Source organism: Tsukamurella sp. TY48 (assembly GCF_019656655.1).
GTDB classification, from domain to species: domain Bacteria; phylum Actinomycetota; class Actinomycetes; order Mycobacteriales; family Mycobacteriaceae; genus Tsukamurella; species Tsukamurella strandjordii.
In genome coordinates this window covers 1,062,034-1,077,304 of the sequence record NZ_BPMV01000002.1, presented here as the reverse complement: position 1 = coordinate 1,077,304, position 15,271 = coordinate 1,062,034, and the positions used below count along the sequence as shown (strand labels likewise).

The window sequence follows — 15,271 nt, the reverse complement described above, 5'->3', positions numbered from 1 at the left end:
GGGCGCCACCGGTTCTCCGGTGGCGCCCTTCGTCGTTCCTCACACTGCTCACCCCCAATGCCCGCTCCCTGCCGGGACGTCGCCTCCCCGCGTTCGCCCGGCCTCCCCGTCGCAGCTGGAGCAGGGAGGCCACGGCATCAGGGGGACACCGTCTCCCCGCCGGGAGTGGGGCCGCCGATTTCGTCCCCCACGCCTCGCCGATTCCCCTGCATCGTCGTCCGTCCCCCGCGCCTCGCCGATTCCCCTGCGTCGTCGTCCGTCCCCGCGGGAGGAACATCGTGGGGTGGGGGACGAACCGCGGTGCGCGCGCATCGGCGCTGGATGGGGGAGCGAAAGAGCAGTAGGGCACCGTCCGGCGTCCAGACGGTGCCCTACCAGCAGCTCTTCAGAGCCGGAGCCTATCCCGCGGCTACAGCGCCAGATCGCGACCGATGATCTCCTTCATGATCTCGGAAGAACCGGCCCAGATGCGGGTGACGCGGGCGTCCATCCAGGCGCGGGCGGCGCGGTACTCGCGCATGTAGCCGTATCCGCCGTGCAGCTGCACGCAGCTGTCGAGCACGGAGTTCTGGACCTCGGCGGAGACGTACTTGACCTTCGCGGCGTCGACCGCGGTCAGCTTGCCCTCGGCGTGCGCGAGCACGGCCTGATCCACGTAGGCCTGAGCCATCTCGATCTTGGTCACCAGATCGGCGAGGAGGAACTTGTTGTGCTGGAACGAGCCGATCGACTGGCCGAAGGCCTTGCGCTCGCGGGCGTATTCGATGGTCTCGGCCAGGATCTGCTTGGCGTGCGCGACGTTCGCGACCGCCGAGCCGACGCGTTCCTGCGGCAGCTTCTCCATCATGTGCATGAAGCCGCGGTCCACCTCGCCGATGAGCGCACTGCCGGGCACGCGCAGGTCGGAGTAGAACAGCTCGGCGGTATCGGCCTCGGGCTGGCCCACCTTGTCGAGTTTGCGGCCGCGCTCGAACCCGGGCAGGGAGCAGTCCACGGCGAACAGCGAGATGCCGCGGGCCTTGGCGTCGGGGTTGGTCTTCGCCGCGATCACCGCGACATCGCACGTGTAGCCGTTGGTGATGAAGGTCTTGGAGCCGTTGAGGATCCAGTCGTCGCCGCTGCGCACGGCGGTGGACTTGATCGCCGCCAGATCGGATCCCGCGGAGGGCTCGGTCATGCCGATGGCGGCCACGGCCTCGCCGGCGGCGATGGCGGGCAGCCACTGCTGCTTCGCCTCGTCGGTGCCCAGGCGCACGATGTAGGGGGTGGTGATGTCGAAGTCGATGCCCACCGAGCTGGCGAAGGCCATCGAGACCGCCGCCAGTTCCTCCTGCGCAATGGCGTTGAAGCGGTAGTCGTCCGCCTCGCCACCGTCGTAGGCCTCCGGGATCTCCAAGCCGAGGACGCCCTGCTCGCCGAGGCCGCGCCACACGTCGCGCGCGATCAGCTTGTCGTCGATGTACTGCTCAGCGTTCGGCAGCACGTTCTTCTGCAGGAAGTCGCGCACGGCGGAGCCGAACTGCAGGTGATCCTCGGTGTAGATGGTGCGGTCCAAGACGGGTCCTCTCAGAGTTTCAGGTCGCGGCGCAGCTTGGCGACGTGGCCGGTGGCGCGCACGTTGTACTGCGCCACCTCGATCTTTCCGTCGGCGCCCACCACGAACGTCGACCGGATCACCCCCGTCACGGTCTTGCCGTACATCATCTTCTCACCGAAGGCCCCGTACTCGGTAAGCACCTGCTTATCCGGATCGGACAGCAGCGGGAAGGTCAGGCCGTCGCGCTCGGCGAACTTCTTGAGCTTCTCCGGCTTATCGGGCGAGATGCCGACGACGTCGAGGCCCGCGGCCTCGAAATCGGACAGGTTGTCGCGGAAATCGCACGCCTGCTTGGTGCAGCCGGGGGTCATCGCGGCGGGGTAGAAGTACAGGACCACGCGGCGCCCGCGGTAGTCCGACAGCGAGACGGATTTGCCATCCTGGTCGTCAAGTGTGAAATCTGGCGCGGAATCGCCCGCTTGCAGGCGCGAAGAGGTGCTCATACGGCTACCGTATCGCTATGGCCACACAGGATGACACGGTCGGCCGCGGCCGTGCCAGGATCCGCAATCTGGCGAGCGCTGCGCTCAACGCCGATGTCACCATCGATCAGGCGACCACCGTCCTCGACGGTCTGAGCCAGACGATGCAGGGCATGGACACCACCATGACCGACTTCGACGCGACTCTCGCGCGGGTGAACCGCAACCTCGACGAGTTCGAGCGGCTGCTGTCCTCCTTCACCGCGACTCTGGCCAGGGCGGATGCCGCGGTCGAGAAGGTCAACGCGGTGCTGGCCGGGCCGAACGCGGTGATCGCCGCCGCCGAGAAGGCGATCGCCGGGCCGGTCGACGCCGCCGGTGCGTTCGGCCGCCGCCTGTTGCATCGGGACTGATCACGACCGGCGATAGCCGTTCGACAGTCCCACCAGCAGCTCCGCCACCAGCGGGTTCGGCTCCGCGTCGGTGCGCAGCACCGCGGCGACCGGGAGCGAGAACCCGGCGCTGCGTCGGCTGACCACGCCCGGCTGCCGCGGGTCCTCGTAGAGCAGCGTCCAGCCGTCGGGGTGGTTGATCAGCTCCAGCGTCACGGGGTGCCCGTCGCGGATCTCGGGTCCGAGCGTGACCTCCAGACCCTCCGCGGCGAACACCCGGGTCACCAGCTGGTGGAGCAGCACCTGCTCGTTCGCGGGTGGCAGGAGCAGCGGGTACTCCGCGAGTTCGGCCGCCGTGGGGGCCCGCCCGAGGGCTGCCAGCGGGTGCCGCTGCGCGAAGGCGATGAGGAGCTGATCCACCCACAAGGGTTCGAGGTAGAGGCCGGGTTCGTCTACCCGGCCGCGGACCAGTGCGAGGTCCGCCTCGCCCGCGGTGACCGCGGCGATGCGTTGCGCGAAGGGCTTGATGAGGAAGTCGACCTCCGCCTCGGGGTGCCGTCCGCGCACGTCGGCGATCGCACCGAGAGCCGAGCGCGCGAAGGACATGTTGGCCGCGAGCCGGATGCGGTCGGGGCGGGGCCGGACGGCGTCGACGGCCTCGTCGCGGAGTCGCAGCAGGTCCCGGGCGCGGGGGAGTAGCACCTCGCCGGCATCGGTGAGCCGGACGGTGCGCCCCGCCCGTTCGAACAGGTCGGCGCCCAGTTCCTTCTCCAGGGCCGCGATCTGGTGACTCACCGCCGACTGGGAGACGAAGCAGCGCTGCGCCGCGCGGGAGAAACCGCCGGTGTCCGCCACGGCGACCAGGTACTCGAGCTGCCGGAACTCCATTCCTCCATAGTATGAGCAAAACAGATGGATTGCATCGAAAAGTGTGTGGTGGAGCGCGTTGAAACGCTTCGAATTATCGACAAGAGTAGTGGCATAGGGAACGGAAAGGGCCGCCTACCAGGCCCGAGAAGCGGAAGGAGAGCGATCATGCGCAACACCCACGTCGTGGTGATCGGCTCGGGATTCGGCGGCCTCGCCGCCGCGAAGCAGCTGGCCAAGTCGAACATCGAGACCACCCTCATCTCGGCGAACGGCGAGCACCTGTTCCAGCCGCTGCTCTACCAGGTCGCGACCGGTGTGGTCGACGGTGCGCGGATCGCCCCGCCCATCGCCGAGGTCCTGCGCCGTCGTCGCAGCGTCGACGTGATCACCGGCTACGTCACCGCGGTCGACGCCGACCGCAAGGTGATCACCTACGCCACCGACGACGGTATCGAGCAGATCGGCTACACCTACCTGATCGTCGCGGCCGGTGCCGCGCAGGCCTACTTCGGTCACGACGAGTGGGCCGAGCGCACCTTCGCGCTCAAGACCCTCGACGATGCCAAGGCGCTGCGCGAGCAGGTCCTCCGGGCCTTCGAGGCCACCGCGGACGACGTGCTGCGCGACTTCGTCATCGTCGGCGCCGGTGCCACCGGCGTCGAGGTCGCCGGTCAGATCGCGGAGCTCGCGCGGACCCATCAGGGCGGCGCCGAGGTGCGCATCAACCTGGTCGAGGGTGCCGGCGACGTGCTGCCCGTGTACGGCGGCAAGCTCTCGGCCTTCACCCGCGCCACGCTGGAGAAGGCGGGCGTGAACGTGCTCACCGACACCTTCGTCACCGCGATCGACGACGGTGCGGTCACCGTCAAGGACGAGACCGGCGTCGAGCGCACGGTCCCGGCGGGCACCGTCGTCTGGTCGGCCGGGGTCAAGGCCAACCCGCTCGCCGGGCTGCTCGCCGAGGCCACCGGGTGCGAGACCGACCGTGCCGGAAGGCTGCTCATCAACCGCGACCTCACCGTCGGCGGTCGCGCGGACGTCTTCGCCCTGGGCGATATGACGAACCTGAACAACCTCCCCGGACAGAGCCCCGTCGCGATGCAGCAGGGCCGTCACGCCGCCGACATCATCCGCGGCGTCAAGGGGCCCGGCACGCACTTCCGCTACCTGGACAAGGGCAGCATGGCGATGATCGACACCCCGAACGCCGTGATCGATCCGCCGATGAACCTGCCCAAGCTCACCGGATTCATCGCCTGGGTCGGCTGGCTGGCCGTGCACCTGTACTACCTGGCGGGGATGGGCAACCGGATCGTCGTACTGCGGGACTGGTTGCGCGCCTTCGTCGGCAACGCCCGTCCGGGCTTCGCCGAGGCGGAGCGGACCGTCGAGCCGGACGACGCCGTGCGGACCGACGAGGCGGCGTCAGCCGACCTTGGCGTTGCCGGCCTTCCAGACGGACCACGGAACGTTCCAGTCGCCTAGCCCGTCGGCGCCTTCGAGCACGGGGCCGGCGGTATCGGTCACCTTCACGATGTCGCCGCGCTTGGTGTTCTGCATGAACCACAGCGCGTTCTCGGTGCTCACGTTGAGGCACCCGTGGCTCACGTTGGTCACGCCCTGCTGGCTCACCGACCACGGCGCGCTGTGCAGGTAGATGCCGCTGTAGGACATCTGGATCGCGTAGTCCACCTGCGTGCGGTATCCGTTGGGGGAGTTGACCGGAACGCCGTAGGTGGACGAGTCCATGATCATGTTCTCGCGGTGGTCGCCGATCATGTAGGTGCCGTTGGGGGTCTCGTTGCCCGTGCCGCCCATCGAGGTGGGCATGGTCTTCTCGAGCTTGCCGTTGCGGGTGACGCGGACGATCTTGTCCTTGTCGGAGACGGTGGTGATCACCTCGTCGCCCACGGTGAACTTGGAGGACACGTCCTTCTGGCCGAACAGCCCGTTACCGAGGTCGACGCCGTAGATCTTCACGTCGATGTTCACCTTGGTGCCGGGCTTGAAGAAGCTCTCGGGGCGCCACCGCACCTCGGACTGGCTGATCCAGTAGAAGGCGCCCTCGACCGGTGGGTCGGTCACGATCTTGATGGCGCGCTGCGCCGCCAGGCGGTCGCCGATCTTCTCGTCGAACTTCACGCCCACGGTCTGGCCGATGCCGACCACCGAGTTGTCCGCGGTGGACAGGTAGGCCTGGGTGAGGCTGTTGGGTGATTCGGTGGTGAAGGTGGAGTTGGCCACGTTCACGCCGCCCACGCCGTTGGCCTCGGCCCGTAGCTTGTACTGCTTGTTGTAGCCGAGGGGCTCCGAGTTCTGCCAGCTGCGACCGTCGGGGCTCAGTGCGCCCTGCACCTGCTTGCCGTCGGGATTGGTCACCACCACCTTCGTCAGCGTGCCGCCGGCCACCGAGACCTTCACCGGCGCGCCCGGGGCCACGCCCACCGCGCCGTTCTTCACGCTGGCGGTGATCTGCGGCCGGAGCAGGTCGAAGAAAGGGGTGGAGTCGGTGATCTTCTGGTCCGCGGGCGGGAGGGGCAGTGCGTCGTTCGCGGTGCTGGTGCACCCCGCGAGCAGCGAGACCGTCGCAAGCCCCGCCAGAGTGGCGGTCAGAGCGCGGCGAGACGCGGGACGGCGGAAACGCATGAAGAACCCCCGGGGTTGAGCAGAAGCGATCGGCGGACGGCAGTGAGACCGATTGCTCCCGATTCTAGCGGCGGCCCGGGGCGTTGTCGGAGGCGGTACCGTGCGGGTATGAGCGATGACAAGGCTCCGAAAGGGCCCTGGGACGACCGCGGCTACAACATGCTGGCGATCTGTATCGCGCTCGGCGCGGGCGTCGGTGCGGCGCTCGGAGTCGTGCTGGACAACACCGGCCTGGGCATCGGAATGGGGATGGGCATCGGCGTCGCGATCGCGGCGGCCTTCGGATTCGGCGCCGGCAAGTCGGACGACGACGAGCCCGAGGATCCCGACGGGGCCGAAAAGGGCAAGTAGGAAGCCTGGGGAGAACGCTGCGGTGCACGGGTGAAGTGAGGTGGCCTCCCCAGGCTCACCGAGGAGCTTACCTTTGCCAAGCTAATAATAGAAGGGTCAAGTGCCGCCCCGGCAATATGGCGATGAATCGATAGTCCATGATCTGACATAGTGGTTGGGTGGGGAGCGATCAGTACGGCATTGCGGCGTTCGTCGTCGACGCGCTGGCCGCCGCCTATCTGATGCCGCTGTTCGCGTGGCTCGGGGTCGCCCGTGCTGATAGCAAGCTCTATTCTCCTCTGCAGGCGATTCAGCGAGTGGGCCGGCGAGGCTTCGTCGGACTCGGTTGCTGCGCGCTGGGACTCGGAGTGGTCATCGGCCGGATAACCGTGCCTCTCGCCGGGGTCGCGATCGTCGTCGGAGGCGCCGTCGGTATCGGGCTCGTCGTCCTGAGTCAACGCCTGCCAGGTGCCTCATACTCGGAGCCGACTGGTTGGCGTGCGGTGTGGCGCTTCACGTTGGTGGTCGGCATGGTGATTGTCGCGCTCGTCGGCTGGATCGCCTTCGCTGCGGCTTCGGAGGCTGCAGGTGGTGCGTTCGGAGACCCGAAGAACTGGTAATCGTCGGTTATCAGGCATGGCGGTCATCTTTGCGGGCGGACCGACGATCACACAGGAGCGTGAGCGTCGTGAACCTGTCAGTGACCCCGGTAACGCGAGAAGGCCGGGCATCTGCCCGGCCTTCTCAGTGATTGTGCGCCATCAGGGACTCGAACCCCGAACCCGCTGATTAAGAGTCAGCTGCTCTGCCAATTGAGCTAATGGCGCTCGCTTGCTCGCTCCTGCTCGCTGCGTGCTGAAGAACTCTAGCAAGACGACGCCGGAAAAATGAAATCGGCTGCTCAGGGGGTGTATCCGGGACCGTGGGGAATCAGCGGAAGGCGTCCTGGCCCGTCAGCTTCTGGCCCAGGATCAGCGTGTGCATCTCCACGGTACCCTCGTAGGTGAGCACGCTCTCCAAGTTGTTGGCGTGCCGCATCACGGGGTACTCGAGCGAGATGCCGTTGGCACCCAGGATCGTGCGGGCGGTGCGGCAGATCTCGATCGCCTCGCGCACGTTGTTCAGCTTGCCGAGTGAGACCTGTTCCGGGCGAAGGCCGGTCGCGTCCTTCAGTCGGCCCAGATGCACGGCCAGCAGCACCCCCTTCACGTACTCCAGCGACATATCGGCCAACTTCTGCTGCGTCAGCTGGAAACCACCGATCGGCCGGCCGAACTGCTCCCGCTCCACCGCGTACCGCTGCGCGCACTCGATCGCGGTCCGCGCCGAACCCATTGCTCCCCAGACGATGCCGTACCGCGCCTCGCTCAGGCAGGACAGTGGTCCGCGGAGTCCGCGCACCTCGGGGAAGGTGGCGGAATCGGGCACGCGCACACCGTCGAGCACGAGCTCGGAGGTCACCGAGGCCCGCAACGACATCTTGTGCTTGATGGTGTTGGCCGTGAAGCCGGGTGTCGAGGTGGGCACCGCGAAGCCGCGGATGCCCTCGTCGGTCTGCGCCCAGATCACGGCGACATCGGCCAGCGATCCGTTGGTGATCCACATCTTCCGGCCGTCGATGATCCAGTCGCCGCCGTCGCGCCGGGCCCGGGTGCGCATGTGGGCGGGGTCGGAGCCGTGGTCCGGCTCGGTGAGGCCGAAGCAGCCCACCATTTCGCCGGTGGCCATACCGGGCAGCCAGCGCTGCTTCTCCTCCTCGCTCGCCCAGCGCCAGATCGCGAACATCGCCAGCGAGCCCTGCACGGAGACCATCGACCTCAAGCCCGAATCGCACGCCTCCAGTTCGAGGCAGGCCACGCCGTACGCGGTGGCCGACATGCCGCCGCAGCCGTAGCCGTCCAGGTGCATGCCCAGCACGCCGAGCGAGCCGAGCGAGCGCATCAGGCCGCGGGGATCGTCGAGCTCGCCGTCCTCGAACCACCGTCCGATGTGGGGCTCGACCTCGGAGGCGCACAGCGCTCGCACCGATGCCGCGATCTGGTGTTCCTCGTCGGTGAACAGGCCGGTGAGGCCCGCCAATTCGTCGGGATGTGTCGTCATCTGCCCTCCTGTCGGTCACGATAACCGCCGGGTGGTGGTCCCGGCGTGGAAGCCGTGCTTAGGTGGGAACATGACCGCCCCCGGAGTTCCCGCCGTCGACGGTGCCGACGAGGTGCTGCGGCCACCGGCGCATCAGGTCTCGCCGAAGGCCAAGACCTGGTGGGCTGTTCGCGCCGCACTGCGGTGGATCGTGATCATCCCCGTGGTCACGATCGCCGTTGCCCTCGTGCCCGATATGCCGTGGTTCGTGACCGCCGTCGTCTTCGTCCTGCTGGCGGCGGCCGCCGCCGCCCACCTCGTGGTGATGCCCCGGTTCCGGTACGCCTTCCATCGCTGGGAGATCAATCCCGTGGCGGTGTACTCGCAGGCGGGTTGGCTCACGCGCACCCGCGTGCTGATCCCGGTGTCGCGCGTGCAGGTGATCGACACTGTCGCGGGACCGCTCGAACGGTCCTTCGGTCTGTCGACGGTCACGGTTACCACCGCCTCGTCGGCGGGCACGGTGCGCATCTCGGGCCTGCCGACCGAGGTTGCGCAGTCGATCGCGGCGAGCCTCACCGTGAGCGCCGCGGAGGACACCGATGACGCAACCTGATGATCAGGGCTGGAACCGGCTCTCCCCGTGGGGTATCGGCACGCGGGTGATCCGCGCTCTGCCGTCGCTGATCCCCGCGCTCATCGGTGTCTTCGTCCTGGGCCGTACGGCGGGGCCCACGGTGATCATCGTGATCGGCCTCGGCATCAGTGTGCTGGTTGGCCTGCTGCCCTGGCTCACCACCCGCTGGCGGGTCACCGACGATCAGCTGGAACTGCGGCACGGCCTGCTGCGCCGCGTTTCCGCCACGGCCCGACGGGACCGCATCCGCAGCGTCGATGTGACGGCGGGGCCGATCGAGCGGATTCTCAAGCTCCGCAAGGTGGAAGTGGGCACGGGGGTCGGCGGCAAGGAGTCCGCCCTGGTCCTCGACCCGATCCCCGCCGACGTCGCCGAGCGCCTCGGGCACGAGCTGCTGCGCCGCAGCCCGGTCGCTGCGGACCCCGCTCCGAGTGACGACGGCGAGCAGCCCGTCGCGCCGGTTGCACCCGCCGTCACCGAGGAAGAGCTGGCCCGCCTGCAGCCCGCGTGGCTGCGCTTCGCGCCGTTCTCGCTCACCGGATTCGCCGTTGTCGCGGCGGGTGCCGGTATCGGGTTCCGGGTGGTCGACGAGGCGGGCCTGCGCGAACGCGGGTCGGAGATCGCCGAATCCTGGTTGGTGAAGATCCTCGATCTGGGTGCCGCGGTGGTGATCCCCGGTGCGATCGTGCTGGTCCTGCTACTGTCCACGCTCATCTCGGTGCTGGCGTACGCGTTGGCCTTCTGGGGCTTCCGCCTCGTCCGGCGGTCCGACGGTGCGTTGCACACCAGCCGCGGGTTGGTGTCCACGGTGGCGGCGACAATCGAGCGCAGGCGCGTGCGCGGCGTGCAGATCCACGAGCCGGTGCTGATGCGTATCCCCGGAGGCGCCAAGCTGAGGGCGATCGCCACCGGCACCGACCGCAACCCCAGCCTGCTGCCGCCGGCGCCGCGCAGCGAAGCGATCCGCGTCGCGGACGACGTGCTCGGTAGGCCGGGGGCGATGGAGGCCACCCTCGTCCCGCACGGAACCGCAGCGCTGCGTCGGCGCCGCACGCGGGCGCTTCTGGCGTCCGCGATCCCCGCGGTACTGCTGGTGGCAGTGGCCTTCACCGCGCCGGGCTGGTGGTGGATTCTTCCCGCCGGTCTGGCCGTCGTGCTCCTGCTCGCCGCGATCCCGCTGGCGAGCACGCGTTACCGCAACCTGGGCACGACTGTCGGTGCGGACACGGTGGCCCGCACCCGCACCGTGCTCGAATTCGACGGCGTCATCGGTTTCGTGACCACCGAGACCTTCTTCCAGCGGCGGGCACGGGTACTCACGCTGACGATCGCGACCGCGGCGGGTGCCTTCGGCGCCGTCGACCTCCCGCCGGCCCGCGCCGCGGTGACCGCTCGCGCGGTGGAGACCGACGTCGTGGGGCCGTTCCTGGTGCCGGCCGAATCGGCTACCGGGGCGTCAGGCGGTACAGCTTGATGGTGCGATCGCCCGCCCAGTCGATGTAGTCGTCGTACGCGGGCCACATCGCGGTGATGCTGGGCCACAGGCGCTTACGGTCCGATTCGGTCATCCTGCGCGCACGCACCGGGATGCGGCGAGTGCCGAGCAGGACTTCGGCGTCGGGGTTGGCCTCCAGGTTGTACGACCAGGCGGGGTGCTTCTCCTGGCCGAAGTTCGAGGCGATCACCACGAAGTCCTCGCCGTCGTTGACGTACAACAGGGGGACGGCGCGCGCCACGCCACTGCGACGCCCCACCGTGGTCAGCGTGATCTGGGGGAGCAGGGCCTCAGGCACGAGATGTACGCGCCCACCGCTCAGGCGGGTGATGGCCTTGTCGAGCGGAACGGTGGCGCGAATGGCACGGGCCACCGCGCGATGGCGGCCGAGCTGCAGGAACCGGGACTTGAGCGAGGCGGGCGCGGTCATGCCGGAATCGTAGCCAGCCCCGGCCGTCCGGGTGCGTCTATCGGGTGGCGAGTTGCGCGTTCCCCGCGGCGCGGAGGACGGCGTTGATCGAGTAGTACTGCGTGAGGCGCTGCTTCACCGCGCCGCTGTCACTGTCGGTCAGGGTCACCGCGTCGGTGATGATGCCCAGCGCCGCGTTGTCCGTGGTGCGGATCAGCGGCCCGCCGCTGTCGCCCTGCGTGGTGACGATGTCGGTGACCACCCAGTCGTTCATCACCTTGGTGACGGTGCCGCAGCGGTGTCCGTTCACCGAACCCAGCTGGCACACCGGGTCACCCGGGCGGGCCACACCGGTCAGCCGTGGCGCGACCTGCGGGGACGAGGCCAGCAGCTTCACCGACGGATCGGTGAGCCGGAAGGTGGCCCAGTCGGGTTGGAACGGGTCGACGGGGGAGAAGTGCCCCGGTCGCTTCGGGTCCTCGGTGACCTTCGGCGTCACCGATTGCACGACCTCGCCCACGATCCACTTCTTCACGCCCACGGGCTGTTCCGCGCTGCCGCAGTGGCCGGCGGTCACTCCCAGGCGCTCGCCGTTGGGGGCCGTCACGGCGAAGCCCATGGTGCACTGCAGTGATTCGAAGCGGCCACCGCCGAGGGAGCGCTGGAGGATGTCGATGCGGTCTCCGGGGGCCACCGAGGTCGGCGACGGGTTCTGCGTGGGCGGTGCCGGTGCCGGACGGTTCGGGGTCGACGGCGCGGGCGCCGGGGTCGACGGTGCCGGACGGTTCGGCGTGCCGGGCGCGGGGGCTCCGGGCGTGGGTGCGCCGGGCGCCGGAGCGGCGGGGCTCGGTGGGGCGGGCGGCGCAACGGGAGCGGCGGTGGCGTGCGGCGCGGCCATGAGGCCGACCGCCGCAGTGGCGAGGAGGCACTGCGCCCATCGTCGAAGCGACTTGCTCGTGCGCGTGCCTTCGGCCAAGATCCAACCCTCCCAGGGATGTCGGTCGTGAGTGTCCGCGCGCCGAAATCGCCGCACAAATGTGTTCGCCACCATACCATTTGCCGGAAGCTGTCATCGAACCGAATCAGCTTGGCGTACTTGGTGTTGATCTGTGCATCATCCGTGTACTGGCTACCATGGCGCTGTCGACTCGAAGGGAGACATCCGTGTCGGAGTCCACGTATCAGACGATCGCAGTGACCCTGTATTTCGTCGCCATGCTGGGGATCGGATGGTTTGCGTACAGCCGTACCCGGGACAATCTCGACGACTACATGCTCGCCGGGCGCGGACTCAAACCGTGGGTGGCCGCGTTGAGTGCGGGCGCCTCGGACATGTCCGGCTGGCTGCTCATGGGTCTGCCCGGCGCGATCTACGCCAAGGGGCTGATCGAGGCGTGGATCGCGATCGGGCTCACCATCGGGGCGTGGCTGAACTGGAAGTTCGTGGCTCCTCGGCTGCGTTCCTACACGGAGGTTGCGGGTAACTCGATCACCATTCCGAGTTTCCTGGAGCACCGTCTGCGGGATTCGTCGCGATCATTGCGCCTGGTGTGCGGCGTGATCATCCTGGTCTTCTTCACCTTCTACGTCTCCAGTGGCATGGTCGCGGCCGGGAAGTTCTTCGACAGCACCTTCGGCGTGTCGTACGTGCACGGCATGCTCATCGTCGCGGTGGTCACGATGGTCTACACCTTGTTCGGCGGTTTCCTGGGGGCGACGCTCACCGATGTCGCGCAGGGGCTGCTCATGCTGGCGGCGCTCATCGCGGTACCGGTCGCCGCGCTCATCCAGGTGGGCGGCGTGGGCACCACCGTCGACACGGTGGAGTCGGTGAACCCGAACTTCTTCAGCCTGGTGGCGGGCGGTTCGGTCCTGGGAGTGATCTCGGCTGCTGCGTGGGGGCTCGGCTACTTCGGTCAGCCGCACATCATCGTCCGCTTCATGGCACTGCGGTCCCCGCAGGAGGCCACGACGGCACGCCGGTTCGGTATCGGTTGGATGGTGGCCTCGGCGGGCGGAGCCATCGCCACCGCAGTGGTCGGTCTCGCCTACTTCACGATCAATCCCGAACGCGCGCCGAAGGATCCGGAGACGGTCTTCCTACTGCTGTCGCAGATCCTGTTCCACCCGTTCGTCGCGGGGCTGGTCCTGGCCGCGGTCCTCGCGGCCATCATGTCGACCGTGTCCTCGCAGCTGGTCGTGTGCTCGTCGGCCCTCGTCGAGGATCTGTTCAAGATCTTCGCCGAGAAGACGGGCCGCGCGGTCGGCATCACCGATTCGACCTACGTGCGCCTCGGGCGGCTCGGTGTCCTCCTCGTCGCAGTGGTCGCGGTGGTCCTCGCGATCGATCCGGCACAGAGCATCCTCGATCTGGTCGGATTCGCGTGGTCCGGGTTCGGGGCGTCCTTCGGACCGGTGGTCCTGCTCGCGCTGTTCTGGCGCCGGCTCACCCATCAGGGCGCGCTGGCAGGTCTCGTCACCGGTGCCGTTGTCGTCTTTCTCTGGGGCGAGTTCAAGCCCATCGACCTGTTCGAGATCGTCCCCGGTTTCATCGCCAACCTCGTGGTGGCGGTCGGCGTGAGCCTCGCGACGTACCGGACCGACGAGATCATCGACGACGAATTCGATCGCGCTGCACGGCTCGCGGAGAAGGCGCCCGCCTAGGACGGTGGCCGCGCGTCGTCGTCGCCTCGGGAAAGTCGATTGTCCGGATCGGTTGACCGATGCAGACTGCGGTCATGGACCTCGTCGAGCTGCAGACCGGCAGACTTGTCCTCCGGTGCCCGGTTGTGTCCGACGTTCCGGCGATCGCAGCGGCATGTGTCGACCCGTCGATCCAGCGGTACGTGCCGGTGCCCTCGCCCTACACCGTCGATGACGCTCGTGAGTTCGTGGCCGGATCCGCTCGGGACTGGGCGGCCGACGAGGCCTACGCCTTCGCGGTGATCGCCGGCGGCGATCTGGTGGGCACCTGTCAGCTCACTCGCAAGAGTGATGGGATCGTCGAGCTCGGATATTGGACGGTGCCGGAGCATCGGCGGCGCGGTTACACGGTTGAGGCAGCGCGGCTGTTGTGTCAGTGGGGTTTCGACACGCTCGGTATCCATCGGATCGACTGGTGGGCGGTGGTCGGCAACACGGGCTCCCGCGCCGTCGCAGAGTCGCTGGGCTTCGAGGTGGAGGGTTTGCTCCGGCAGCGCGCGATGCTGCACGGCGAACCGCAGGACTGGTGGGTCGGTGGCCTGCTGGCCCGACCTGAGTGACCATTTCGCAATCGTGTCGCGGTACAGGGGCGGGGCTTCCGACAACGATTTGCTGTGTTGAATCGATGTTATCGTCCAGTTCATGACGGACCTGCAAGCGCTCGCATTGGCGAAATCGATCCGCTTCGCGGCGGGCTGGCTCACCGCCGGAATGCTTCTGTTGGGCTTAATGATCTGGCAGCCGTGGGCGAGCCCGGAGGTGCAGAACGTCAAGTGGGGTGACGGAACATCCGGAAGCCGTGAGTGTGTCGTCTACAAGGACGCTGTTACGTGTCGGTGGCCGTAACGAGGCGGGACCGACCACGCAAAAGAGCCGGTCGACCAACATCGCTGCTGGTCAACCGGCTCTCTCGGTTGGGGTGGATGACGGGACTCGAACCCGCGACAGCCAGAATCACAATCTGGTGCTCTACCAACTGAACTACACCCACCAGGTGCCTGGGATCGCCAGGCTCGGAGTACTTTACCCGACGCACGCCGCGGAAAGCGAATCGATTCCGTCGGCGCCGTGACCTGCGGTGTCAGGCCGGACCGAGCTCCGCGACCTTCGCGGTGATCTCCTCGGTCGACGGTCCCGGTGCGGGCACGAAGGCGGTGCTCCGGTAGTACTTCAGCTCCCGGATCGATTCGCGGATATCGGCGAGCGCGCGATGGGCGAGGCCCTTGTCGGGCTGACCGAAGTAGATCCGCGGGTACCAGCGGCGGCACAGTTCCTTGATCGAGCTGACATCCACCATCCGGTAGTGCAGGAAGCCGTCCAGTTCGGGCATCTCCTGCGCGATGAACCGACGGTCCGTCGCGATCGAGTTGCCCGCCAGCGGCGTCGTGCCGGCCTCGACGTGTTCGCGCAGGTACGCCAGTACGGCCTCCTCGGCCTCACGGACCGTCACCGTCGACTTCCGGACCTCCTCGGTCAGACCCGACTTGGCGTGCATGTCCTGCACCACCGGGGGCATGCCCTCCAGCGCGGCATCGTCGACGTGGATCACCAGGTCCACGCCCTCGCCCAGGATGTTCAGGTCGCCGTCGGTCACCAGGGCCGCGATTTCGATCAGCCGGTCCGTACCCGTATCGAGCCCGGTCATCTCACAATCGACCCATACCAGTTTGTCGTCCACGCGGTTCAGCGTA

17 protein-coding genes and 2 tRNA genes are annotated in these 15,271 nt (G+C 68.0%); 9 read left to right on the top strand and 10 right to left on the bottom strand.

Annotated features, from left to right (window positions below):
- Window positions 1–409: 409 nt before the first annotated feature.
- Window positions 410–1,555: an acyl-CoA dehydrogenase family protein gene (locus TTY48_RS20875; RefSeq protein WP_220659523.1), complete on the bottom strand. Its 1,146-nt coding sequence runs from the start codon at window positions 1,553–1,555 to the stop codon at window positions 410–412.
- Window positions 1,556–1,566: 11 nt separating this feature from the next.
- Window positions 1,567–2,040: a thioredoxin-dependent thiol peroxidase gene (gene bcp / locus TTY48_RS20870; RefSeq protein WP_220659522.1), complete on the bottom strand. Its 474-nt coding sequence runs from the start codon at window positions 2,038–2,040 to the stop codon at window positions 1,567–1,569.
- Window positions 2,041–2,057: 17 nt separating this feature from the next.
- Here bcp and TTY48_RS20865 point away from each other — a divergent pair, with 17 nt between their 5' ends.
- Entirely contained in the window at window positions 2,058–2,432 is a 375-nt protein-coding gene (locus tag TTY48_RS20865; protein ID WP_220659521.1) for a hypothetical protein, read from the top strand.
- Here TTY48_RS20865 and TTY48_RS20860 read toward each other — a convergent pair whose 3' ends face one another.
- Window positions 2,433–3,299 carry a LysR family transcriptional regulator gene (locus TTY48_RS20860; RefSeq protein ID WP_220659520.1) on the bottom strand — a complete coding sequence of 289 codons (867 nt, stop codon included), beginning with the start codon at window positions 3,297–3,299 and terminating at the stop codon, window positions 2,433–2,435.
- Window positions 3,300–3,446: 147 nt separating this feature from the next.
- On the opposite strand from TTY48_RS20860, the gene TTY48_RS20855 reads away from it, so the two are divergent.
- On the top strand, window positions 3,447–4,766 hold the full coding sequence (locus TTY48_RS20855) for an NAD(P)/FAD-dependent oxidoreductase (protein ID WP_220659519.1): 1,320 nt from the start codon (window positions 3,447–3,449) through the stop codon (window positions 4,764–4,766).
- Here TTY48_RS20855 and TTY48_RS20850 read toward each other — a convergent pair.
- The gene (locus tag TTY48_RS20850) at window positions 4,707–5,927 is read right to left on the bottom strand and encodes an Ig-like domain-containing protein (RefSeq protein ID WP_220659518.1); all 1,221 of its coding nucleotides are present in this window, start codon (window positions 5,925–5,927) and stop codon (window positions 4,707–4,709) included. The genes TTY48_RS20855 and TTY48_RS20850 overlap by 60 nt on opposite strands.
- 108 nt (window positions 5,928–6,035) lie before the next feature.
- On the opposite strand from TTY48_RS20850, the gene TTY48_RS20845 reads away from it, so the two are divergent.
- Both TTY48_RS20845 and TTY48_RS20840 read left to right on the top strand, forming a co-directional pair.
- On the top strand, window positions 6,036–6,278 hold the full coding sequence (locus tag TTY48_RS20845) for a hypothetical protein (RefSeq protein WP_220659517.1): 243 nt from the start codon (window positions 6,036–6,038) through the stop codon (window positions 6,276–6,278).
- Between the two features lie 158 nt (window positions 6,279–6,436).
- Entirely contained in the window at window positions 6,437–6,877 is a 441-nt protein-coding gene (locus tag TTY48_RS20840; RefSeq protein ID WP_220659516.1) for a hypothetical protein, read from the top strand.
- A gap of 134 nt (window positions 6,878–7,011) precedes the next feature.
- Here TTY48_RS20840 and TTY48_RS20835 read toward each other — a convergent pair.
- Window positions 7,012–7,084 (bottom strand) — tRNA-Lys (locus TTY48_RS20835).
- Window positions 7,085–7,187: 103 nt separating this feature from the next.
- Entirely contained in the window at window positions 7,188–8,357 is a 1,170-nt protein-coding gene (locus TTY48_RS20830) for an acyl-CoA dehydrogenase family protein (protein ID WP_220659515.1), read from the bottom strand.
- Window positions 8,358–8,427: 70 nt separating this feature from the next.
- Here TTY48_RS20830 and TTY48_RS20825 point away from each other — a divergent pair, with 70 nt between their 5' ends.
- Both TTY48_RS20825 and TTY48_RS20820 read left to right on the top strand, forming a co-directional pair.
- Window positions 8,428–8,952, top strand: coding sequence for a PH domain-containing protein (locus TTY48_RS20825; RefSeq protein ID WP_220659514.1), 525 nt, complete (start codon window positions 8,428–8,430; stop codon window positions 8,950–8,952).
- Window positions 8,939–10,447, top strand: a complete 1,509-nt coding sequence (locus TTY48_RS20820) for a PH domain-containing protein (RefSeq protein WP_220659513.1) — start codon at window positions 8,939–8,941, stop codon at window positions 10,445–10,447. The genes TTY48_RS20825 and TTY48_RS20820 overlap by 14 nt, the downstream gene beginning before the upstream one ends.
- On the opposite strand, the gene TTY48_RS20815 is transcribed toward TTY48_RS20820, so the two are convergent.
- Together TTY48_RS20815 and TTY48_RS20810 are read right to left on the bottom strand one after the other, a co-directional pair.
- Window positions 10,419–10,898, bottom strand: coding sequence for a nitroreductase/quinone reductase family protein (locus tag TTY48_RS20815; RefSeq protein WP_220659512.1), 480 nt, complete (start codon window positions 10,896–10,898; stop codon window positions 10,419–10,421). The genes TTY48_RS20820 and TTY48_RS20815 overlap by 29 nt on opposite strands.
- Window positions 10,899–10,935: 37 nt before the next feature.
- Window positions 10,936–11,853 (bottom strand): S1 family peptidase, encoded by a 918-nt coding sequence (locus tag TTY48_RS20810; protein ID WP_220659511.1) that lies wholly within the window; start codon window positions 11,851–11,853, stop codon window positions 10,936–10,938.
- Window positions 11,854–12,041: 188 nt separating this feature from the next.
- Here TTY48_RS20810 and putP point away from each other — a divergent pair, with 188 nt between their 5' ends.
- The 3 genes from putP to TTY48_RS20795 all read left to right on the top strand — a co-directional run bounded on the left by putP (window position 12,042) and on the right by TTY48_RS20795 (window position 14,426).
- Window positions 12,042–13,541: a sodium/proline symporter PutP gene (gene putP / locus TTY48_RS20805; RefSeq protein ID WP_220659510.1), complete on the top strand. Its 1,500-nt coding sequence runs from the start codon at window positions 12,042–12,044 to the stop codon at window positions 13,539–13,541.
- 74 nt (window positions 13,542–13,615) lie between these two features.
- Window positions 13,616–14,140 carry a GNAT family N-acetyltransferase gene (locus TTY48_RS20800; protein WP_220659509.1) on the top strand — a complete coding sequence of 175 codons (525 nt, stop codon included), beginning with the start codon at window positions 13,616–13,618 and terminating at the stop codon, window positions 14,138–14,140.
- Window positions 14,141–14,222: 82 nt separating this feature from the next.
- Window positions 14,223–14,426, top strand: a complete 204-nt coding sequence (locus TTY48_RS20795; RefSeq protein ID WP_220659508.1) for a hypothetical protein — start codon at window positions 14,223–14,225, stop codon at window positions 14,424–14,426.
- A 69-nt stretch (window positions 14,427–14,495) separates the two neighbouring features.
- Here the strand turns inward: TTY48_RS20795 and TTY48_RS20790 are convergent.
- Together TTY48_RS20790 and orn are read right to left on the bottom strand one after the other, a co-directional pair.
- Window positions 14,496–14,571 (bottom strand) — tRNA-His (locus TTY48_RS20790).
- A 90-nt stretch (window positions 14,572–14,661) separates the two neighbouring features.
- Window positions 14,662–15,258 (bottom strand): oligoribonuclease, encoded by a 597-nt coding sequence (orn, locus tag TTY48_RS20785; protein ID WP_220659507.1) that lies wholly within the window; start codon window positions 15,256–15,258, stop codon window positions 14,662–14,664.
- Window positions 15,259–15,271: the final 13 nt, after the last annotated feature.